Annotated in this window: 19 protein-coding genes; 10 read left to right on the top strand and 9 right to left on the bottom strand. The window is 37.2% G+C overall.

Translation table 11 applies throughout. The annotated features are described in order from the left end of the window. Positions 1-17 precede the first annotated feature (17 nt). The 3 genes from OLW01_RS01415 to OLW01_RS01405 are packed head-to-tail and all read left to right on the top strand — an operon-like array spanning position 18 to position 4,173. The gene (locus tag OLW01_RS01415; protein ID WP_268074856.1) at positions 18-2,156 is read left to right on the top strand and encodes a type I secretion system permease/ATPase; all 2,139 of its coding nucleotides are present in this window, start codon (positions 18-20) and stop codon (positions 2,154-2,156) included. Beyond that, positions 2,153-3,580: an HlyD family type I secretion periplasmic adaptor subunit gene (locus OLW01_RS01410; protein WP_268074855.1), complete on the top strand. Its 1,428-nt coding sequence runs from the start codon at positions 2,153-2,155 to the stop codon at positions 3,578-3,580. The genes OLW01_RS01415 and OLW01_RS01410 overlap by 4 nt, the downstream gene beginning before the upstream one ends. Continuing rightward, the gene (locus tag OLW01_RS01405) at positions 3,577-4,173 is read left to right on the top strand and encodes a response regulator transcription factor (protein ID WP_268074854.1); all 597 of its coding nucleotides are present in this window, start codon (positions 3,577-3,579) and stop codon (positions 4,171-4,173) included. The genes OLW01_RS01410 and OLW01_RS01405 overlap by 4 nt, the downstream gene beginning before the upstream one ends. 1 nt (position 4,174) lies before the next feature. On the opposite strand, the gene OLW01_RS01400 is transcribed toward OLW01_RS01405, so the two are convergent. Next, the gene (locus OLW01_RS01400; RefSeq protein WP_268074853.1) at positions 4,175-4,369 is read right to left on the bottom strand and encodes a hypothetical protein; all 195 of its coding nucleotides are present in this window, start codon (positions 4,367-4,369) and stop codon (positions 4,175-4,177) included. A 555-nt stretch (positions 4,370-4,924) separates the two neighbouring features. Here OLW01_RS01400 and OLW01_RS01395 point away from each other — a divergent pair. After that, the gene (locus tag OLW01_RS01395) at positions 4,925-5,674 is read left to right on the top strand and encodes a siderophore-interacting protein (protein WP_268074852.1); all 750 of its coding nucleotides are present in this window, start codon (positions 4,925-4,927) and stop codon (positions 5,672-5,674) included. Between the two features lie 106 nt (positions 5,675-5,780). Here OLW01_RS01395 and OLW01_RS01390 read toward each other — a convergent pair whose 3' ends face one another. From OLW01_RS01390 to OLW01_RS01370, 5 genes are all read right to left on the bottom strand, one after another. After that, complete coding sequence (locus OLW01_RS01390) at positions 5,781-7,757, bottom strand: bifunctional diguanylate cyclase/phosphodiesterase (protein ID WP_268074851.1); 1,977 nt, start codon at positions 7,755-7,757, stop codon at positions 5,781-5,783. A 27-nt stretch (positions 7,758-7,784) separates the two neighbouring features. Then, complete coding sequence (locus OLW01_RS01385; RefSeq protein WP_268074850.1) at positions 7,785-8,402, bottom strand: transglutaminase-like cysteine peptidase; 618 nt, start codon at positions 8,400-8,402, stop codon at positions 7,785-7,787. A gap of 212 nt (positions 8,403-8,614) precedes the next feature. Then, a complete protein-coding gene (locus OLW01_RS01380) occupies positions 8,615-11,002 on the bottom strand; it encodes an efflux RND transporter permease subunit (RefSeq protein WP_268074849.1) in 2,388 nt (795 codons plus the stop codon). Then, positions 10,995-11,816, bottom strand: a complete 822-nt coding sequence (locus OLW01_RS01375) for an MlaA family lipoprotein (protein ID WP_268074848.1) — start codon at positions 11,814-11,816, stop codon at positions 10,995-10,997. Before OLW01_RS01375 ends, OLW01_RS01380 begins: the two co-directional genes overlap by 8 nt. 426 nt (positions 11,817-12,242) lie before the next feature. Continuing rightward, positions 12,243-14,276 carry an oxidoreductase gene (locus tag OLW01_RS01370; protein WP_268074847.1) on the bottom strand — a complete coding sequence of 678 codons (2,034 nt, stop codon included), beginning with the start codon at positions 14,274-14,276 and terminating at the stop codon, positions 12,243-12,245. A gap of 100 nt (positions 14,277-14,376) precedes the next feature. Between OLW01_RS01370 and OLW01_RS01365 the strand changes: the two genes are divergently transcribed. From OLW01_RS01365 to OLW01_RS01350, 4 genes are all read left to right on the top strand, one after another. After that, complete coding sequence (locus OLW01_RS01365) at positions 14,377-15,255, top strand: YihY family inner membrane protein (RefSeq protein ID WP_268074846.1); 879 nt, start codon at positions 14,377-14,379, stop codon at positions 15,253-15,255. 5 nt (positions 15,256-15,260) lie between these two features. After that, a complete protein-coding gene (gene pip / locus OLW01_RS01360; protein WP_268074845.1) occupies positions 15,261-16,238 on the top strand; it encodes a prolyl aminopeptidase in 978 nt (325 codons plus the stop codon). After that, positions 16,235-16,672 (top strand): D-aminoacyl-tRNA deacylase, encoded by a 438-nt coding sequence (gene dtd, locus OLW01_RS01355; protein WP_268074844.1) that lies wholly within the window; start codon positions 16,235-16,237, stop codon positions 16,670-16,672. The genes pip and dtd overlap by 4 nt, the downstream gene beginning before the upstream one ends. 319 nt (positions 16,673-16,991) lie before the next feature. Beyond that, positions 16,992-17,804: a hypothetical protein gene (locus OLW01_RS01350; RefSeq protein ID WP_268074843.1), complete on the top strand. Its 813-nt coding sequence runs from the start codon at positions 16,992-16,994 to the stop codon at positions 17,802-17,804. Positions 17,805-17,928: 124 nt separating this feature from the next. On the opposite strand, the gene OLW01_RS01345 is transcribed toward OLW01_RS01350, so the two are convergent. Both OLW01_RS01345 and trmL read right to left on the bottom strand, forming a co-directional pair. Further along, entirely contained in the window at positions 17,929-18,570 is a 642-nt protein-coding gene (locus OLW01_RS01345) for a hypothetical protein (RefSeq protein WP_268074842.1), read from the bottom strand. A 64-nt stretch (positions 18,571-18,634) separates the two neighbouring features. Next, entirely contained in the window at positions 18,635-19,123 is a 489-nt protein-coding gene (trmL, locus tag OLW01_RS01340; protein WP_268074841.1) for a tRNA (uridine(34)/cytosine(34)/5-carboxymethylaminomethyluridine(34)-2'-O)-methyltransferase TrmL, read from the bottom strand. A gap of 342 nt (positions 19,124-19,465) precedes the next feature. On the opposite strand from trmL, the gene OLW01_RS01335 reads away from it, so the two are divergent. Together OLW01_RS01335 and OLW01_RS01330 are read left to right on the top strand one after the other, a co-directional pair. Continuing rightward, positions 19,466-19,642: a DUF1328 family protein gene (locus OLW01_RS01335; RefSeq protein WP_268074840.1), complete on the top strand. Its 177-nt coding sequence runs from the start codon at positions 19,466-19,468 to the stop codon at positions 19,640-19,642. 59 nt (positions 19,643-19,701) lie between these two features. Then, positions 19,702-19,896, top strand: a complete 195-nt coding sequence (locus OLW01_RS01330) for a hypothetical protein (RefSeq protein ID WP_268074839.1) — start codon at positions 19,702-19,704, stop codon at positions 19,894-19,896. Between the two features lie 118 nt (positions 19,897-20,014). Here the strand turns inward: OLW01_RS01330 and OLW01_RS01325 are convergent. Continuing rightward, positions 20,015-21,126, bottom strand: a protein-coding gene (locus tag OLW01_RS01325; protein ID WP_268074538.1) for an IS3 family transposase whose coding sequence is annotated in 2 segments (ribosomal slippage) — positions 20,015-20,865 and positions 20,865-21,126 — 1,113 coding nt in all. Because the reading frame shifts where the segments join, the coding sequence is not laid out codon by codon here. Positions 21,127-21,263 lie beyond the last annotated feature (137 nt).

The raw sequence follows: 21,263 nt of genomic DNA, 5'->3' as shown, positions 1-21,263 counted from the left end.
CTACAACAAGGACTTTGATGAGTAACTCTATTCAAGACGACTCAGGCGGCATTTTATACAACTGCTTACAAGCGATTGCCCACTATCATAATATTAATATTGCTGGTCAATCTATTTTATCGGGCTTGCCATTAGAAAACGGTGAGCTTAAACCTTCTAATTTCAGCCGAGCTGCAAAACGTGTTGGGTTTACTAGCAAAATAGCGAGCCGAGCTTTAATGCAAATAAATAAACAGCTACTACCCGTTATTTTACTCCTAAAAGATAACCAAGCTTGCATATTAATCAAAATAGAATCTAACCAAGAAATTGCACATGTTATTTACCCCGAGCTAGATCACTCAGTCGTTGAAGTTGCAATGAATGAGCTAGAGCAAACTTATACTCAACAGCTCATATATATTCGACCTGAGTTTCATTTTGACAACAGAACGTCCGATATAAATACAGATAAACCCGTCAGTTGGTTTTGGAGTATTGTCAAAGAATGCAGACCACTTTACCGAGATGTAATTATTTGTGCGGCGGTCATTAGCATTTTTTCAATCGCAATGCCGCTATTTGTAATGAATGTTTACGACCGAGTTGTGCCTAATAGCGCAACCGAAACTTTATGGGTACTCGCGATTGGCGTTATTATTGCGCTAAGCGCAGATTTAGTTTTAAGATTGGTCAGAAATTATTTTGTTGAGCTAGCAGCGAGTCGTATCGATATTAAAGCCTCATCTCGCATTATGGAAAATGTACTCGGGATGCAATTGCTTAATCGCCCCGTTTCAGCAGGCTCATTTGCAACTAACGTTCAAGCTTTTGAATCCGTACGTAACTTTTGCGGTTCTATGATAGTAGTGGCTTTAGTTGATTTACCTTTTGTGCTCATTTTTATCACTATTATTGCGTTAATTAGTCCCCAACTTATTATTCCAATTATATTTGGGGCTATTTTTATTTTTTTATATGCATTATCCGCTCAACATAAAATGCATGAATTAACCGAACTTTCAATGAAAGCCAGCGCGATGCGCAACGCCACATTAGTAGAAAGCATTCATAATATTGATGAAATAAAAAGCTTTAATGTTGAGTCGAAAACTCAACAGACTTGGGAAAGCACCACTATTGAACTAGCCAGTATCACAGCAAAAATTCGCTCAATTTCAGTATCTATTAATAATTTGGCAACTTGGCTGCAGCAAACCGTTGGAATTGCAATTATTATTACAGGTGTATATTTAATTATTGAAGGTGAATTAAGCCAAGGGGGGTTAATAGCTGCTTATTTATTATCATCTCGAGCCATGGGGCCTTTAAGTCAAACTGCTGCATTAATTTCTCAATACCATAACGCAGCAACCTCCATGAACTCACTTGATGAAATCATGGATAAACCAATAGAAAAACCTCATGATAAATCTTATCTGAGTCACCCTGTTATTCACGGTGATATCGAATTTAAAAATGTTTATTTTAAATACCCAGATCAACAAAAACACGCTTTAGCCAATGTCAGCTTTAAGATAAAAGCTGGAGAACATATAGCCATTTTAGGTAAAAATGGCTCGGGTAAAAGTACAATTGAAAAATTATTAATGGGTTTATACCAAGCGGAATCTGGCAGTATTTTAATTGACGGCATCGAAATTTCACAATTAGACCCATTTGAACTTAGACATAACATAGGCTATGTTCCGCAAGATATTTGCCTGTTTTATGGCTCGCTCAAAGACAACATTAATATCGCATTTGGACAACCTTCTGATGATGATTTTTTAAGAGCCTGCAAAATGAGTCATTTAGATACACTTATTCACTTTCACCCGGACGGCGCAAACTTACCCGTGGGGGAACAAGGAAAATTATTATCTGGTGGTCAACGACAATCAATTGCCATTGCTCGTGCCATTATCAACAATCCAAACTTATATTTACTAGATGAACCAACGGGTGCATTAGATCACCAAAGTGAACATAAAATAATTCACAACTTCAAACAACTATCTGCAGAAAAAACGCTCATTTTAATTACGCATAAATCATCTTTATTGGAGTTAGCAGACAGAGTGATCGTCTTAGACCAAGGTAAATTAGTTGCCGACGGGGCAAAAGAAAAAGTGATTTTATCATTACGAAATGGTGAGGTTAGCAAAGCATCATGAGCCAAGATAAAAAAAATAAAGATAGCTTAGAACAAAAAGGATTTAACAGCATATCCAAGCTAACGCAACATAAAGCAGATAAGTCTTCGTGGCTATCTAAACTTTTCGATAAATGGATAAAACCAGCTGACAGCAAAGACTGGGTTATCGATGCAAAATGGCAACAAATTCAACAAGAACCCGCCAATGCTAGAAAGTTGCTCTATATCATTGTGCTTAGTTTAATTTGCCTGATTGTTTGGGCTGGGTTTGCCCAATTAGACGAAATAACCAAAGGGGAAGGTAAAGTAATACCATCACATAAACTGCAAGTTGTTCAATCTTACGATGGTGGCATGATAGAAGATATTTTAGTAACAGAGGGTCAAACAGTTGATAAAGGAGATTTATTAATTGAAATAGATCCAACTCGCTTTATCTCCAGTTTACGAGAAAACCAAACTCAGTTTTTTTCTTTAAGTGCAGAGGTTGTGCGCTTGAAAGCCTTAACCTCAAAAACAACGCCTATTTTTCCAAAAACTTTAATTAAAAACGCACCTCAAGCTGTCGCGCATGAACGACTTATTTACAACTCAAATTTAGAAGGATTAGATAAACAAATTGAAATTCAACAAAAACAAGTAGAACAAAAACAGCAAGATTTAAATGAGTCACTGGCTGCTAAAGAGCAATACAGCAGCAGTTTAAAATTAGTAAAACGAGAGCTTTCAGTTACTAAGCCTTTATTAAAGTCAGGCGCTGTATCAGATATGGATATCATCAGATTAGAGCGCCAAGTTATCGAATTAGAGGGGGAAATAAAACGAGCGCAAGCAGCCATTAATAAAAGCCGCTCGGCTATTAGCCAAGCCAGCAACAAAATAAGAGAAATAGAACTGAGTGCCATCAATAAATGGAATAATCAATTATCTGAAACCATTATCCGGTTAGATGCACTTAGAGAAAGTAAATCAGGACTGGCAGATAAAGTCACACAAACCGCAATTCGCTCTCCGGTAAGAGGCACAATTCAACGAATGCTTGTTAATACGATTGGAGGCATCATTCAACCGGGCAGTAATTTAATTGAAATCATTCCTCTGGACGACCAATTAGTGGTTGAAGCTAAAATATCCCCTAAAGATATTGCCTTTTTAAAAGCTGGACAATCAGCAACGATAAAATTTAGTGCATATGACTTTACCATTTATGGAGGCTTAGAAGCTGAATTGGTGCACATTAGCCCAGATACTATTACTGACGAAAAAGATAATACTTTTTATCTTGTCAGGCTCACAACTAAAGCAACCAAACTTGCTGAGCAGTTCTCAATCATCCCAGGAATGACTACTCAGGTCGATATTATCACTGGCAAAAAAACTATTTTAGAATATTTAATGAAACCTATTTTACGCGCGACTTCACAGGCAATGACAGAACGATGAAACGACATTTATTTATTACTGAAAAAAACTTAGTGTCACCTCGCTGGAAACAAGCTTGTCCGATCGCTCAAATCGTTGCTGAAAAAAACGATATCGCAACTTTTCAAGAGACTGAAATTTGTTGGATTTTAGCTGGTATTCCAAATTGGCTAACCATTATCAGAAAGTATGAAACGCAGGGCACTCCCGTGGTCGTGATGACTAAAAGATTAACTGTTGAAGAGCTCTGCCAAGCCTTAGAGGCTGGTGCGAGAGGTTATCTCGAGGCATTATCCAGTAGCCATATTATTGAACAGGCTAGTGCCACAATTCAAAGCGGTGCATTATGGATACCCAGTGGTTTGCTAGCAAATTTAGTGGGCAGGTTAGCTAAAAGTGCGCCAACCCCAGCTGCTAATCAAGAAAAGTTATTACAAAAATTAACAAAACGTGAACTAGAGGTCGCCACTCAAGTGATTACCGGTCAAAGTAATAAACAAGTGGCGCTCACTTTAAATATTACAGAACGAACCGTTAAAGAGCACTTAACGTCCATTTTCTATAAATTAAAAGTTAAAGACAGGATGCATTTAATGCTATTACTAAAAGCCTAAGCTAACATAAAATTTTAGCAGCACTGCTTAAATTATTTGTCATCTCTTTCACCACTCGGTTGAAGGTAGCTAAATCTTCACTTGATATATCTTGTTCTAACTTTTGCTGAACCACCAGATCCCTACTGCTGATTATACTCAATAGCGCAATTTGAGCTTGATCTCTTTTCATAACTTGAGCAATTTTATTTGCCACACATCGACTCTGAGAAATGGCTTGCACTATATTAAAATATCGATATGCAATGCTGATAACCCCAATTCATTGACGTGGACACGGCAAATTAGCGCGTCAATAGCTAGCCTCGACTTCAGTTCCAACGACGCTCTACCTATACCTCCCCCATCCATGGTGTCGTATTGCCAAGGAATTTAACGCTGTCCCCGTGAAAAAAGCCGTTTGAAACATCTTCATTAAACTGAGTTGAGGTTAAATAACATTTTACAGCTTTGTATTAATTTTACGATTGATTCTTGAACACTCATTTTGCTTCATAACTTAATTACAAAAATTTAAATCACCCTTCAAATTAGTTGACAATGTCTACCAAATGAATATAGTAGACTTTATCAACCTTATGAGCAGTGCGCATCTAAACATTATTTATCTTGATAGGTCGGCATTTTTAGTAAAAGAAAAAGATTTATTTGTACCGTTATTTAAAGATATCAATTCAAAATGTTGTTCGCTTCGTTTGTACTAAATACATAACCCAGCTAAACAACACACCAAATAGGAGTAGGAATCAACATGAAAAAAGCAATTCGTCTAACTCGAGTAACTCAAATTATTGATTTATCACCTCATTTGCGAAGAATTATTTTAACAGGCGAAGCGTTAAGTGATTTTCCTCAAGATCAAATTGGAGCTTATATTAAGGTATTAATTCCTGATGCTAACCCCACCGCGCCGGGCGTTAACGCGGAAGACGAAAACACGCTAATTAAACGCTCCTACACCATACAAAACTTTAATCCCACCACCAAAGAGCTCTCTTTGGATTTTGTCATAAATTGTCATAATGGTCCTGCAAGCAATTGGGCAAAAACAGCTAAAATTGGAGACGAGTTAAAAATAGCTGGCCCTGGCCCAAGAAAATTAACTAACTTGTCCGCAAGTAACTATCTATTTATTGGTGATCTAACGTCAATCAATGCGATTGCCGCTTATAATAATATGATCCCACCAGATGCACTTAGTTATATTTTTATTACCGTACCAACAGAAAAAGACATACCTACTGGCAATATAAATACACTCACTGGCTTTAATGTTCATTGGATTATCGATAATGCGCTAGATGAATACAGTAATCAACTGCTAGAGCAACTCGCAGCTCTACCTAAGTTACCGACAGACACTCAAGTATTTATTGGAGCCGAAGGACATCAAGTTAGAATTACTAAAAATTATTTAAGTAATGAACACAACTTAAATAATTTTGCTGCAAGTGCGTATTGGAAAAAAGGGATCAATGCTGATGGTCGTACATCGCCATAATACAGTCCATTCCCAATGCTCAATTTCCACAATAAAACGAATGGCTCTTACAACAAAAGGCGTTACTGTACACAAACTAGATAGCGTTTAGCCGACACCTTGCCTGTTACAGCATTTCTAAATCGTTATCTTGAAAATTAGGAACAATGGCATCGCACCCCATTTCAAAAATCAATTCAGAATCCAGCGGAGAGGAAATGCCATCGGCAACAACTTCAATGCCAATAGAATGCGCCAAAGCACATAAGCCACGAATGTAAAACTGGTTCGACTGGTTATTCGCAATATTATGAACGTAAGCACAATCGACTTTAATTGTATCAAGTCCCAGTTCATGAATTTTCGGTACTTTGGAAAAATTAGCGCCAACTTGGCGTAAACCAAATTTAGCACCGGTTGCTTTAATTGCTCGGCAAAATTCAACGAATACAGCTTTAGATTCAATGGCGCAACTTTCTTTCACTTCAATGCAAATATGCTGGACTTTATCTGGGTGCTGATTTAGTAGCCCGATAATCCTCGAACGTGTGACAGCATCTGTCATACTCGCTTTTGAAATAAGCAAAGAAATATTATCTGAAACTAAAGGCTGAATTGAATTTAAAGTTCGAGTCAGCGCAAGTAAATCGATTTTTTCAAGCAAACCTAGTTCTTGTGCCCATTGTAAATAATAACCGCCTATATGAACTTCATCATTTATATTAAGCCCGACTATAGATTGCATATGAGATAACTCATCCCCTTGCTTCATCACTGGATGAGATAAAATTTCTATTGCTTCATTTGATAAAGCTTCGTTAATTGCGTTTTTCCATTCTTCAGGTTTAAGAATATGAGCTTCATTTTGCTCGACAAGGGCACCAGCAATAGCTTGATTATCTTGCACCTTTTTCAGCATTAAATCTAACTGCTTTAACATAGCAGATATACTGCTTTGTTTTTGTATATAACAACCAGCGTGAACAATGACTACATCAACTTCTTGCCGGTAATTTTCAGCTATTTTCTGATGCATCTCTATTAAATTTTTTCTAATTAACGAAATATCAGCCGCCACCGTAAATAAAATCGCAAACTCAGAGCCATTTAACCTCGCAATATGGCTATCGTTATAACGACCATTTAAATCTTCTAATAATAAAATCAAAGATTCTGAAATTTCACAAATCAGTTCATCAACATCAGTTCTGTCTAAATTCCGATTTAAGTTATCCAAATTACAAAGCTTAATAATAAAAAGTGCAGATTGACCTTGATAAAGATTTTGATCGCTAATTAAAGCCGATAGTGCCCCCATAAAGTAATTCCGAGAGGCAAGGCCGGTTAAGCTATCGTGCTGCATTTGAAAGCGCATTTTTTCTAGCCGTTTATTACCTTGGGTTATCGTCTTTTTAAATCGAACAGATAAAGTATTAATAGCTTGCACAACAACAGCAAATTCAGGTGTTGATGGCACAGGAGACATAATAAATTGTTTATTGCCTAAGGCCGTCGCGTGATCAACCACGTTATTGAGGGGTTTCAAAATATGTTTCAATAGTTTTGAACCAATAAACCCTGCGGCTAAAGCAACCAATAAAAAACTCAAAAATAACTTAATACAGCTACGCCAGAGCGAATAAATGGCGTATTCACTATGGCTTTCAATATACAAAGTACCATATTGGCTCCAACCATCACTGACCTGAGCGACACCCGGCTTGATATTAAAATCAATCCAATTAACAAACCAACTGGGCGCTCGTTCCGTTGTATCGATATTTTCATCGCCTGAATCAATAGGTGTTTCAGATGGAGGTTGGTAGCGTAAATTAACAATCGATTTATTGTCTGGGTCAACGAGTTCGATGCGCTGATAATGACCTGTATCAAAAGTCGCTGCGACCAATAATTCAATAGTCGTTTGGTCTTTATCCAATTGTGAAAGCGTCATTGCCAACGCATTAACGTTATCTACATTCTTTAAATATAATTGCTGCTCAAAATACTGTTTAGCAGATAAAATACTTATTAAAACACTGCCACAAAAACTGACTAATACAATAATAATGATGGCAAGCCACAACTGTTTAATGAGAGACATAAAATATCCTTTTCAACAAAACCCTCGTCACCAAGATACTCCTTGTAGTTTAGAACGCTCAATCACATCTCGCCAATGAGATAAACGAGCAGTTGGTTTGGCGACACTCGTTTTACTATTTTTTGACCATAATCCTTCACTATTAAAACTAAATATAGGTTTTAAGTCAGCTCGTTTGCTGGCAGGCAGTACTGGGTTAACTAAGCTATCTAAAATGAGTGGCATTGCATTAGGCGTTTTATAATAACCTAATACCATATGGGCTTGAGTTTTTACCTGACCAGCTAATTTAGCTTTAACATAAACCAGCCTTAATTTATCTTCTGCTATGCCCATAGCCCGTAAACTAATGTATTTGGCGATGGCGTAATCTTCACAATCGCCTTGGCCTTTGCCTAAGGTTTCTAAAGGTGTCGCCCAATAATCGTTTGTTTTCCAAAGCTGTAAATCTGTACGATAAAGTAATTGAGCATTAAAAAAACGATTAATTAAAACAACCTGTTCCTGCTCTGATAAATGGGCTGAACCCAAAATTATTTTTTGCCATTTATTCGCAACATCAACTCGGCTAGATCCGTAATTTGTATTAATCAGTTGGATAAACTGATTAAAATTAAGCTCAATATTGCTGATGGCTGTACTCATGACTAAAACACTCAAAAACAGCGCATAAACTAAAATGCGCATGCGCTGAGGAGCCCAAATAATGAATAAAAATTTAACTGCTTGGGGCATTTAACTAATACGCCAAATACATAATAGGTGCCATAATCCTATCTAAGCTAATTGAATTAAGAGGCGGTTAGTTTATTGCGCCCCACCTCAACAATAAAAGCAACTTATTAGTTATAAGCTGCTTATTTACTTTTTACAAATCGAGATAACATTGCAGGCAATAAAGTTAAATCAGTAATCAGAGCCATCATCATTGCCAAGCCAGTTAATAAACCAAATAAGATACTAGGTACAAAGTCAGAAAAGCTCAGCAGTGAAAAACCTAAGGTGATAATGAGTGACGTAAATAGCAAAGCAAAGCCAACACTTTGAAAGCTATTATGCATGGCTTGGTTCGCATCGTGTGATTCAGACTCAGATAAATAACGATGCACATAATGAATTGTATCATCTACTGCTATCCCCATTGCGATCGCCGAGATAGTAATGGTCATTAAATCTAACGGGATTTTTAGCCAGCCCATAGTGCCAAGCACCACTAAAGTAGATATCACATTAGGAATTAATGCAATCAAAGCCACTTTAAAAGATTTAAAAATTAATAAAAGTACAAAAAATAGTGCAACGTATACTATGCCCAAAGTTAATATTTGAGATTTAAACAAGCGCTGCAATATATCCTGATACAATACAAATAAATTCGTTAAGGTATAATTATCTTGCTTAATATCCACCGCAGCCAAATCTTGTTTTATTTGTTCTAACAACTCTGCACGGTTCAAACCTGGGGTTGTGTCTTGCACTCGGCTGCTAATTCTTAATTGTTGAGTATCTGGGTCAAAATAAGCACCTAGCAATTCTTTTTTCAGTGATTTATCTAACAAATTATAGATAACCGATAGTTCGTATTCAGTTAATGGTAAGCCATCATTAATTTGTTTTGCCAATTTAGCAAAATTTACAATTGAGGTAGTACTACCCATTGCCTCATACTGATCTAAAACATGCTGAATTTTTTGCATGCTTTGCAAACCTTGGGCAGTGATTGCTAAATCATTTTGTTGTTCACTTTCAGGCAATTGATACACTAAATCAAAAGGCGTAGAGCCACCAAACTCTTGATCAATAAAGCTTAACTCTTGATGGGTTTTAGTTGAAGATTTAAAGTAATTAATAAAACTATTTTCGACATCTAATCGCGCAGCTCCTATTGCACCGAACACAATAATCAGTGCCGCGACTATAAAAGTTGAGGTTTTATACTGCTCAGCAATATAAGAAAAAAATCGAATAATGGCTTTTGAGAATCGATTTTCCAGCGGTTTGTGCGCGGGGCTCAATAAGGTTAATAAGCTGGGAAATAATAACAAACTTACGGTAATAGAGACTAACATGGCTACTATCATCATCCAGCCGAACGCAACAACTGGCTGAATTCCACTAAAAATTAACGAACCAAAGCCAACTGACGTGGTTAACCCCGCATAAAAACAAGGTTTAAATTTAGCTAAAAAAGTTTTTTGAGCAAGCTCAGCATGATTTAAATCGTTATGTTGAGCAGAAATTTGCCGGTACTCCACCATTAAATGAATCACAATGGCTAAGGTTAATATCAGTTGCAAGGCAATAAAATTAGATGAAATTACTGTGGTCTTCATGTCCAGCATGCCAAACAAGCCAACCGTCATAATCACACTAACCGCACAACAAAAAATTGGAATAAAAATCCACTGCCACTGGCGAAATAATATCCATAACAACAAACAAATAACTAAACCAATCGCACTACCAAATAAAACCAAGTCGCTTTGAATTATTTGAATTAACTGAAACCCTAAAACATGTGGCCCTCCTAAATAAATATTAGCCTGATCTTTATAGGTATCGGTTATTTGATATATTTTTGAAATTTCATCTTGGCGCTGCTTGTTTAGTTCAGCAACTAAAGGTTCAGCTTGTTTATTTAATTGATCAACCTTTTTTTGATCGGCCTCGGTAAACTCGTCATTTAATACTTTCTTTTTAAGATCGGCTATTTTATTTTGAATTTTTTCAAGTTCAGGGTTAGATTTAAATACCACCTGAATCGCGGTCGCACTTTGCTTTTGATTAACTAATAAATCTGTATATAAAGGGTGGTCAGTGAACACTGACTTCATTTTTTCAGCTGAGTATTGCTGAGTCTGCCAAGTTAAATCATCAGGATTTAGATCCGGATCGAGTTTAGGCATTAAAGATAATAAAGGTACATTCAAAATAGAGGTGACTGAATCTACTCGTTTTAAATCTTTAAACTTACCCATCATTTGATCTATATTTTGAAAGGTTTGCTCTGAAAATATAGCCGAATCTTTTGCTTCATAGGCAACCAAAATAAACTCTTGAGGTGAAAATCGTTTGTTCATTAATTGAGTTTCAATATACAAACGATTATTTTTAAGCAGTAAAGTTTCGGCAGAAGCATCAATTTTAAAGTTTTGACTAAACCAAGCTAGTACCGCGGCTAACAAAATAAAAGCAGCTAATATCCACTTTGAAAAACCAGTAATAAAACCTGCAAATTTATTCATTGTTCATACCTTTTTTATTTTTATTATTTGGTTTAACTGATTTTTCGTTTTCAGATTTTTCTTTATCAGGAAATTTAAAAGCTTGATCTCTTAATACACTTTGCAAGTACAGGTTTCTAAAAAACGTATAATGATCATCACTTTGATTTCTTAATTCTGGGTAATTAACTGCGGTTGGCGCTATTTCGTGAAACTTGGCATAAGCTTGAATGTATAAACTATCCGGATTGCTAGTTGCTAAATTAATTGGACTGGCAAACCCTTCGGTTAACGTTGAAAAACCATTACGCACATCGGTCTGCCCTAATAAAGGCAATACCAAAAATGCGCCATGACCCACTTGATAATTCGCTAATGTATTATTTAGGTTGGTATCTTTGTATTCAATATCAAACCAACTCGTTGCCGGATCAAATAAACCTAAAATACCGATTGTACTATTAATAAAAAAGCGCGCTAGGCTTTTTCCACTTAACCCACCTTCTAACTGAATAGCATAATTAATCGCATTTAAGGGTTCGTCTATATTGTTAAAAAAGTTGCTCACACCGTCTCTAAATATATCAGGGGTGTAATCTAAGTAACCTTTACTAACAGGAACTAATACATACCGATAAGCTATATCATTAAATTCAAAGACAGGCCGATTAAACCATTCTAACGGATCTTCAAAGTCTTGCTTTTCTTCGTAGCTCACAATTAATGGCTCTAATTCGGCAGTGCCTTTACTGGTGGTTACCTTAATAGGTTCAGAAGGCTTATTGTGCTGAGTATTTTGTTGCTGCTGTGGTTCAGACTGAGCTTGATCTGGCATTCCAGAGCAAGCCGCTAAAAGAAAAGGAAAGATTAACCCTAAGAAATGACATGGTTTAACACTGCGCAATTGATTTGGCTTCACCGAATAAGACCCTTTTAGTAATTAACCTAAATTCTGGATAACAAGTTGCTTTTAATCGCTATTTTTTTATTGACTACTTTTTTATTTACTACTTAGGTAAATCTATTTGTTATTGACACACAAATTTTCTTTGGGTGACCAAAAATATCGCACTAAAATATTAAGGTTTATTTAACATCAATAAATTCAATACTCTAGCTAACTTCTTATCCTAAATTCAGGTTACATTATAAGCTATTAGTATTTAAGTTATTTATAAGCTAACCAAGTTAATAAACTTATGCAAATACCAAACAACTTGAGATGTGAGATATTACACATTTGCTATACGATAAGCTCACTTTAAATAGAAGCGGCTAATATTGCAGCTTGTTTAATAGCGCTTTTGGCATCTAGTTGCGCCGCTTTATACGCTCCGCCAATGATATGTACGGGCTGATGAACAATTTGATCACTTAAGTTTAATAAAGATTCCTGCCCAGCGCACACTATAACCTGATCAACAGCCAATATCTGTGGTGTTTTGCCAATTAATATATGTAAACCTTGCTCATCTACTTTTTGGTATTCAACCTCATTTAGCATTTTAACGCCCTGTTGGTTCAATTCTGCTTTGTGAATCCAACCCGTGGTTTTAGCTAGCCCCGCACCCACTTTGGTTGATTTTCGCTGCAACAAATAGATAGTTTTGTTTGCCTGCTGACCACTTTTGTCCACTGAAGTGCGTTTTAACCCGGCTCGGCTAGATAAACTCAAGTCAATCCCCCACTGCTGTGCAAATTGAGCAATATCGCTTTCGGCCCTCGGCTCTACGTTCGCCGTATTAAATTGGCTTACGTATTCTGCAACATCAAAACCAATCCCACCTGCCCCAATAATGGCAACTGAGTTAGCGGGTTTAACTTTTTCAGATAAAATATCGGCATAACTCACCACCTTAGGGTAACTTGCGCCATCCAATGCAATTGCACGCGGTATAACGCCAGTTGCTAACACAACTTCATCAAAATCAGCCAAGTTTTCAGAACTAGCGCAAGTATCTAAAAATATTTTTACATTATGCAGCGCCAAACTATTTTTAAAATACCTAAGCATTTCGTAAAATTCAGATTTTCCTGGTATTTTTTTCGCAAAGTTAAGTTGCCCCCCTAATTCACTTTGCTGTTCAAATAAACTAATTTGATGGCCGCGCTGAGCGGCATAAATAGAAAAAGCCATGCCTGCAGCCCCACCTCCCACTACCGCAATTTTTTTTGGTTGTTTGGTTGGTTCAAAGTTAAGTTCTGTTTCATGTGCAGCTCTAGGGTTAACCAAGCAAGATGCTAACTTGCCTTCAAACACCTGATCTAAACAGGCTTGATTACAAGCAATACAAGTATTTATTAATTTAGTTTGATGATTTTTTGCTTTATTGACCCACTCACTATCAGCTAAAAAAGGCCGAGCCATTGAAACTAAATCGGCACAACCATTTGCCAGTACTTGTTCTGCCGTGTCTGGCATGTTAATTCGATTACTAGTAATAATAGGTATATTAACATGCTGTTTAACTTGCCGACTAACTTGCGCAAAGGTAGCTCTGGGTACCATAGCCGCAATGGTAGGGATTCTGGTTTCGTGCCAACCAATGCCAGAATTTAGCAAATCAACCCCTAAGGCTTCAACCTGTTTCGCAAGACGAATAACTTCATCGAACGTTGCACCATCTTCCACTAAATCTAGCATAGATAAACGGTAGATTAAGATAAACTGCTCTCCTACCTGAACTCTAATTCGTTTAATTATTTCAAGTGCAAACCGGCAACGATTATTAAAATCACCACCCCATTTATCTTTTCGTTGATTCGTTCGCTTAACCAAAAACTGATTAATTAAATACCCCTCAGATCCCATAATTTCCACACCATCATAACCAGCTTGCTGCGCTAGCTTGGCTGCATTAACATAATCATCGATTTGAGAATCAACTTCTTGTGAGGTTAGTTCATGAGGTATAAAAGGGTTAATTGGTGCCTGAATGGCACTCGGCGCAACAATAGCTGAATGAAAACCATAACGTCCTGCATGTAATATTTGCATGCAGATTAACCCACCGGCTTGATGAACAGATTCAGTAATTTGACGATGTTTATCAGCATCTTCAGCGGTTGCCATCAAAGCTTGTTTAGGCGCAAGGGCGCCCACTTTATTGGGAGATATTCCACCCGTGACAATTAATCCAACCCCGCCATTAACTCGTTCTTTGTAAAATTGTGCCAACTTAGTAAACCCATTATCAGCTTCTTCCAAGTTGGTATGCATTGAGCCCATCACAACTCGGTTACTAAGTTGCCAGTGTGCTAATTTTAAAGGGCTAAATAAATGCGGGTACGACATATAGAATTCCACTTTAATTATATTTTTCTTTCAGTATAGTCTGTTGTAGCTGCTTTTCGATATACTAAAATTAACTGACAAAACGAAGACTGAATTTAAGATGGAATTTTCAACTAGACTCACAGACACAATTAAATCAATTTGGGCATTTGTTGTTCAAGTTACCCAAAAATGCCAAAAAGACGAACTCACCGTTATTGCCGGACATTTAGCTTTTGTAACCTTGCTGAGTTTTGTTCCCTTTATCACAGTTGTATTAGGTGTTTTTAGCGCACTTGATATATTTGAAGATGCAAAACATCTGATTGAAAACTTTTTATTTAATCAATTTGTGCCAAATACTGGAGCCGAGGTGCAAAATCATTTGGTTAAATTTATGGATAATATAGGCAAAATGACAGGCATAAGCTTAGCAGCACTAGTTGTTATCGCGATTATGCTACTCAAAAATATAGATAAAGAGCTCAACCGTATTTTTGTCACCGACAAAACTAAACCCTTTTGGAAAGATTTATTAATTTATTTATTAGTTATTATTTTAGGCCCTATACTTATCGGTATTAGTGTAGCTGCTACCAGCGCTTTTATGGCACTTGAATGGATAGAGCAAGTTGCCAGTTGGTTGCCAACTAATTGGCTAAATGCCGCTTTACCAATAATGTTTTCATTTTTATATTTTTTATTGTTATATCGAGTTGTGCCAATTCGTTCTCCCTCAAGTAACGTTGCCATTATTGGTGCTATTATTACCAGCTTATTGTTTGAATTATCTAAATATTTATTCAGTTTATATATTAGCTTGTTCCCGACGTATCAGGTTATCTATGGTTCATTAGCGGCCATTCCGATCTTCTTTTTATGGGTTTATTTTAACTGGCTGATTGTATTATTTGGCGCAGAATTTACCTGTGTATTAGATGATTTTAATAAAAAGAATAAACCAGGATCTATACTCAATAAATCCAACGCGAAAGGTTAATGGTTATGTTCATCTACCCGGAAATTAAAGCAAATAGACAAATTTGGTTACCGACTACTGACGGGCATCAGATTTATTTAGAAGAGTCTGGCAATCAAAATGGCTATCCAGTTATTTACTGTCATGGCGGTCCGGGAGGTGCAAGTAGTAACCAATTTAGGCGGCTCTTTGATCCTGAATATTACCGTATTATTATTTTTGATCAGCGCGGCTGTGGTCAATCTAAGCCTTTTTTATCACTTAACCATAATACCAGCGAGCATTTAATTGAAGATATAGAGCTTATCCGCCAACATTGCCAGCTTGATAAATTTTTATTAGCTGGCGGAAGTTGGGGAACAACGCTGGCTTTACTATACGCTCAACAATACCCACAACATGTTAGCGCCATGCTATTAAGAGGTATTTTTTTAGCTCGCAAACAAGATTTAGCTTGGCTATATGAACCCCAAGGAGCCGCGCGATTATTCCCTGATTACTATCATGAATTTAAAAAGTTTTTATCTAATTCAGCACAGTCTAGCGAACAAATCATAGATGAATATTTAGCTCAACTTACTAGCAGCAATCAAATTAAACAATTAACAGCCGCTAAAGCTTGGTGTGCTTGGGAAAGCCAAATTGCAAAATTACATTTTAGCCACGAAGCAACTGAGCAAGCCACTCAAACGCATCATGCAATGGCTATGGCGCTATTAGAATGCCATTACTTTAAAAATCAATGCTTTATTGCCGAAAACCAAATATTAAATAACATCGATAAGCTAGAATCTATTCCAGCAACCTTAATTCATGGCCGATATGATGCGGTTTGTGATTTAAGTCAAGCTTGGCAACTTAATCAGGCTTGGCAAAGTAGCCAATTATTAATTGTACCTGAAGCAGGACATTCCCTAGGCGAAATAGCCATTGCCAAAGCTTGCTGTCAGGCCTCTGACGATTTTATGAAGTACTTTAAAGAACAGGAAAAACTAGAAACATGATTGCTTTATTACAAAGAGTTTCCCAAGCCAGTGTCATGGTAGACGGACAAATCATTGCCAATATTAATCACGGATTACTTGTTTTTGTAGGCGTCGAAAAAACAGATGATGAAAAAAAAGCGAAACGCTTAGCCGAGCGCGTCGCCGGATATAGAGTATTTGAAGATGAGCAAGGTAAAACCAACCTCAGTGTAAACGATACAGGTGGCGAAGTATTAGTGGTATCGCAGTTTACGTTAGCCGCTGACACTAAAAAAGGCATGCGTCCAAGTTTTTCCGATGCAGCATCACCAGAACTTGCCAATCAATTATACCTAGACTTTGCCAGTCAAATTGAAACTCAAGGTTTATCAGTACAAACCGGCAAGTTTCAAGCTGACATGAAAGTTAGCCTAATCAATGATGGTCCTATGACTTTCACATTGAAAATTTAAACCTCCATAGGCGTTGTTTTTCACGTGAGACAACTTAGCTGCAGAATAAGAATAATCAAAAATAAATCAACTAACATTTCATATTAAAGATGCATCCGAATTCACTTGTATTTGTACTCTTTAACCAATCTTTTGGGGTACCTGGCTCTAAATTACCGTCCTAAAATCTGATACTTAGAATAGATATGTCAATTTACTTTACACCTAAAGTTTATTCCATTTACCTTTATTCTATATGCCTTTGAATGCTAAGCGTATTATCAAAACGGTTTAAAATTTGCTTTGTTTCAAAAAGTAATCATAAATTGGAATAAAATTAATGGATAATAAATTAGTACCTGCTTTCATTGCATGTGCGTTAATGGCTTCATGTGGTGGAGGTAGCTCGGATGGTAACGATGCTGCTAACGACAATGGTATCCCCTTTGGCATTCAAGACGGTATGCCAGTTTCTGGAGTGTATCTATCGGTAAGAGGCTACACCCCAGATAGAATAATAACAGAAGATGAACAAACCGATGGGGCAGCTATTTTAATAGATAAAACATTAGCCATAGTTCACAAAGGCCATTCATTTTTAATTTATAATTTATCAGGCGATCGAAAACGCCTAAATGCTGAAGGACGTTTATATAATGCGGATGGTAGCTTTAAACAAAATATCAGTTCTATAGGATTAGCCCACAGCACCGAACTTAATGGCGTTGAAGACTACTCTGAAACAGTGGAGCTACACACTTATGAGTATAATTTAGTGACGAAAAAAGAAGCCGCAGGGCGATCTGTTTCCAACTCAACTTTATACTCAGGTCTCACTTACTTAGAAGCGCCTTTTACGACCTTAGCAGGCAACTGGGTTGCAGAAGACGGGATTAGTAGTTTTGCAATAAATACTCAAGGTGATATTACAGGATCAGATCAATCAGGTTGCCAATGGGAAGGTCGTTTAACTCAGCCAGATTCCAACCGGAGTGTATTTAAATCAAATTTAACACTAACAGGATGTAATAGAGCTGGAAACTATACAATGTTTGCTGGGTTTACAACGTTAGAAGATTATCGAGTTGATTTGAGCAACATTACATTTAACAATGATTTTGCTGATTCCGACAACTGGACGAAACAAGACTAGGGCTTAATTGTCGTATTAAATTTATTGCCTCACGCAAGAAGTGAGAGAGTTAAATTTTAATATAAACTGTAGCTTTAAAAGGCAAAGATAAAAGGGCAAAAGCATTTTTGCCCTTAATGTTTATTTAAAAACCATAAACAAACTCTAAGCCATATAAAGTTTTACTATAAGGGCGATCAAAATGGATTTTTCGATGACGGACAACGAAATTAATCCCCCACTGAGCATGGCTATACCCCATTCCTAAAGTGCCGCTGTAATCAAGTTGATAATCCTCATAACGGCGCGAGTCGTCAGTATTAATATCGAGTACCTGACCAAATAACAGCCGCCCTGTATCTACCCCACCTTCAATAAATAAATGCCAATTTTTATTGATAGGTACATTCATTCTAACCGCATTTTCATAAGCAAAATAATCACTACCATTATAATCGTAGCTACGATAATCATAATCTAAGCGACCAAAAACAAGCCTGTTTATAAATAACAAATTTAAATCATTAACTTGATTAAAGCCTTCAAATAAAGGAATAGCGATATTTAAATCATAAAAGGTGTCGCTATCAGTTTGTTGAGCTGACAAGGCGATTACCCAATCTAATTTCGCAGGCTTATTAAACCAAGCGTTTTGAGAAGTTTGATATGTGTAATTATTTTTCGATAGAATAGAGGACTCAGCCGTATCATCAACTGCGACTGCGGGCAAAGAGAATAAGCCCAATAGACAAGCAGGCAAAAATGAGTTAATTAGTATTTTTTTCAATTCGATTTCCTTATATAGCCCGAATAATATTATCACTCGAACAATATTACTCCATTTCTTATCACTATTTTACATAACCAGGTGCGGGTTTTGCTTGTTCAAAACTGAGTTGTCGCCAAGCTTCATACACAAAAATAGCCACTGAATTTGATAAATTTAAACTCCGGCTATCAGGCATCATAGGTAGCAAAACTCGGTTTTGTGCAGCAATCATACCTTCGCGAATTTCAACTGGTAATCCTTTAGTTTCAGAGCCAAATAAAAGCATGTCACCCGCTTGGTATGACACCTCAGAGTGGTATCGAGTTCCATGCGTTGTACAGGCATATATATTTTTAGGTTTTATTTCATCAATACAGGCTTGAAAATTGGGGTAGCGTTTAACGTCTGCGAACTCATGATAATCCAAACCTGCACGTTTTACGCGTTTGTCATCCCATTCAAATCCCAGCGGCTCAATTAAATGCAATTTAAACCCGCTATTAGCACACAAGCGAATAATATTACCGGTATTTTGCGGAATATCGGGTTGATGAAGTACAACATGCAACATGGTATGACCTAAATCAGAAATTAAATAGCTTGATATTGTAATCTATCTGTCAAATTGCACCAAGTATTAACTCAAACGCATAGCGCAGTGAAATAATTACTTTTTCACTGTAATTATTGCAAGTAGCGGGTCTGATTAATAAATGTAAAAACCTCCCCCTTAAAAATAAAAATAAAAAACAAACCTTAAAATCAATAACTTAACAACAAATCAGCATATTGGCACGATATTAGCTTTAGAGAAAGAGACTAAGTAAACACAAACGACAACATAACCAGATGGGATAAGCGGTATCTGAGTTACAAGTTGTAATAAACAGACGTTAGTTAAACGGAGGTATGTATGTTAAGTTGGAGTGTAACTTTTTTAATAATTGCTTTAATTGCTGCTGTATTAGGTTTTTCCGGTATTGCTGGCGCAGCGGCAGGCATAGCTAAAATTATATTTTTTATTTTTATTGTTTTATTGGGCATTTCGCTCATATCTCGTGCTTTACGAGGTAAGTCTTCTAAACTATAACTTACTATACCAAAGTTTTAGTTTGTTAATATTATTTATCCAACACAAGGAGTTAAGGTATGAAAATTAAATCAATCGTAATGCAAGTTTTATTTGTAATGTTTGCTGTAACAGGTGTAGTAGCTTGTGAACAAGGACCTGCTGAAAAAACAGGCGAAAAGATGGATGAAGCATTTGAAGATGCAGGCAACAAAGCAGAAGACTTATGCGAAGATGCGAAAGAAGGCGCTAACGCTGAAGATACAGATTGTTAATTTAACTGTATTCGTTAGACAAGCCATTTTTAAATTTACATAAGCAAAAAGCCTTTGATTTAACATCAAAGGCTTTTTTTATGCGGTTCTTAAATGTGGGTAGGTAATACACCCATTTTTAATTGACGCTAAAAGTAGAAGGTTGCGTTATTAAAGCCTGTTTGTATTTCGGTGGTATGCCACCAATTGCCTTGTTTGGTCGTTCATTGTTGTAAAACCATAGCCATTCTGTCGCATGATCTTGCACTTCGGCAATACTGCTGAATAAATACTGGTTCAGCCATTCGTAGCGAACGGTGCGGTTATACCGCTCCACATAAGCATTTTGCTGTGGGTTGCCTGGTTGGATAAATTTTAGTTCAACATCATGTTTTTCAGCCCACTCAGCCAATAACGCACTGATATATTCCGGGCCATTGTCACTGCGGATTTGCCTGGGCTTTCCACGCCATTCAATAACTTGATTGAGAGTGCGGACAACACGTTCAGCTGGCAGCGAGAAGTCTACTTCAATCGCCAGACCCTCACGATTAAAATCGTCAATGATATTGAGTAGCCTGAAGCTGCGGCCATCAACAAGCTGGTCATGCATAAAATCCATAGACCAACACTGGTTTATCGACTCAGGCACAGCAAGTGCTTCAGGTTTATCCCGTTTTAAGCGCTTCTTAGGCTTTATGCGCAGATTAAGCTCCAGCTCCCGATAAATCCTCAACACCCGCTTATGGTTCCAGCCAAAACGTTTCACATTACGTAAAAAGTAAAAACACATACCAAAGCCCCAACTGCGGTGAGTTGTCGTTAGCCAAAGCAGCCAGTCAGCAACTAGCGCGTTCTCGTCACTCAGTTTGGCCTGATAGCGATAACAGGTTTCGCTAATCCCAAACAAGGAACACGCTAACTTGATGGCAATGGAATGGTTTTGCACCGCCTTTTGCGCCAACTCCCGTCGGCGCGACGGCTTTACCACTTTTTTTCGATGGCCTCTTTGAGGATTTCAGCCTTTAGTCGCTCCTCGGCATACATCTTTTTAAGCCGTGCATTTTCGGTTTCCAGCTCTTTTAATCGGGCCATCATGGACGCATCCATGCCGCCAAACTTGGCGCGCCATTTATAAAAGGTAGCCGAACTCATGCCATGCTCGCGGCATAGCTCCGGAACCGGCGCACCGGCTTCCGCTTGTTTTAAAATTGCCAGGATTTGGCTGTCGCTAAATTTTGATGTTTTCATGCAGAATCTCCTGCGTTTATGTTACGAGAAAATTATACTTTTGACGTCAGTTATTTTTAGGGTGTATTACCGGTAACCTCAACTCGGGTTAAGGTGTATCCTAGCTAATTGAATTATTTAAGCTTATCACTCGACCT

This window comes from Catenovulum adriaticum (assembly GCF_026725475.1).
GTDB classification, from domain to species: Bacteria; Pseudomonadota; Gammaproteobacteria; order Enterobacterales; family Alteromonadaceae; genus Catenovulum; species Catenovulum adriaticum.
This window is presented reverse-complemented; position numbering and strand designations above follow the sequence as displayed.

Excerpts from the sequence above, each read along its gene's own strand:
- OLW01_RS01415 (WP_268074856.1), top strand. The coding sequence starts at position 18 with ATGAGTAACTCTATTCAAGACGACTCAGGCGGCATTTTATACAACTGC.
- OLW01_RS01410 (WP_268074855.1), top strand. The coding sequence starts at position 2,153 with ATGAGCCAAGATAAAAAAAATAAAGATAGCTTAGAACAAAAAGGATTT.
- OLW01_RS01405 (WP_268074854.1), top strand. The coding sequence starts at position 3,577 with ATGAAACGACATTTATTTATTACTGAAAAAAACTTAGTGTCACCTCGC.
- OLW01_RS01395 (WP_268074852.1), top strand. The coding sequence starts at position 4,925 with ATGAAAAAAGCAATTCGTCTAACTCGAGTAACTCAAATTATTGATTTA.
- OLW01_RS01390 (WP_268074851.1), bottom strand. The coding sequence starts at position 7,757 with ATGTCTCTCATTAAACAGTTGTGGCTTGCCATCATTATTATTGTATTA.
- OLW01_RS01385 (WP_268074850.1), bottom strand. The coding sequence starts at position 8,402 with ATGAGTACAGCCATCAGCAATATTGAGCTTAATTTTAATCAGTTTATC.
- OLW01_RS01380 (WP_268074849.1), bottom strand. The coding sequence starts at position 11,002 with ATGAATAAATTTGCAGGTTTTATTACTGGTTTTTCAAAGTGGATATTA.
- OLW01_RS01375 (WP_268074848.1), bottom strand. The coding sequence starts at position 11,816 with ATGCCAGATCAAGCTCAGTCTGAACCACAGCAGCAACAAAATACTCAG.
- OLW01_RS01370 (WP_268074847.1), bottom strand. The coding sequence starts at position 14,276 with ATGTCGTACCCGCATTTATTTAGCCCTTTAAAATTAGCACACTGGCAA.
- OLW01_RS01365 (WP_268074846.1), top strand. The coding sequence starts at position 14,377 with ATGGAATTTTCAACTAGACTCACAGACACAATTAAATCAATTTGGGCA.
- pip (WP_268074845.1), top strand. The coding sequence starts at position 15,261 with ATGTTCATCTACCCGGAAATTAAAGCAAATAGACAAATTTGGTTACCG.
- dtd (WP_268074844.1), top strand. The coding sequence starts at position 16,235 with ATGATTGCTTTATTACAAAGAGTTTCCCAAGCCAGTGTCATGGTAGAC.
- OLW01_RS01350 (WP_268074843.1), top strand. The coding sequence starts at position 16,992 with ATGGATAATAAATTAGTACCTGCTTTCATTGCATGTGCGTTAATGGCT.
- trmL (WP_268074841.1), bottom strand. The coding sequence starts at position 19,123 with ATGTTGCATGTTGTACTTCATCAACCCGATATTCCGCAAAATACCGGT.
- OLW01_RS01335 (WP_268074840.1), top strand. The coding sequence starts at position 19,466 with ATGTTAAGTTGGAGTGTAACTTTTTTAATAATTGCTTTAATTGCTGCT.
- OLW01_RS01330 (WP_268074839.1), top strand. The coding sequence starts at position 19,702 with ATGAAAATTAAATCAATCGTAATGCAAGTTTTATTTGTAATGTTTGCT.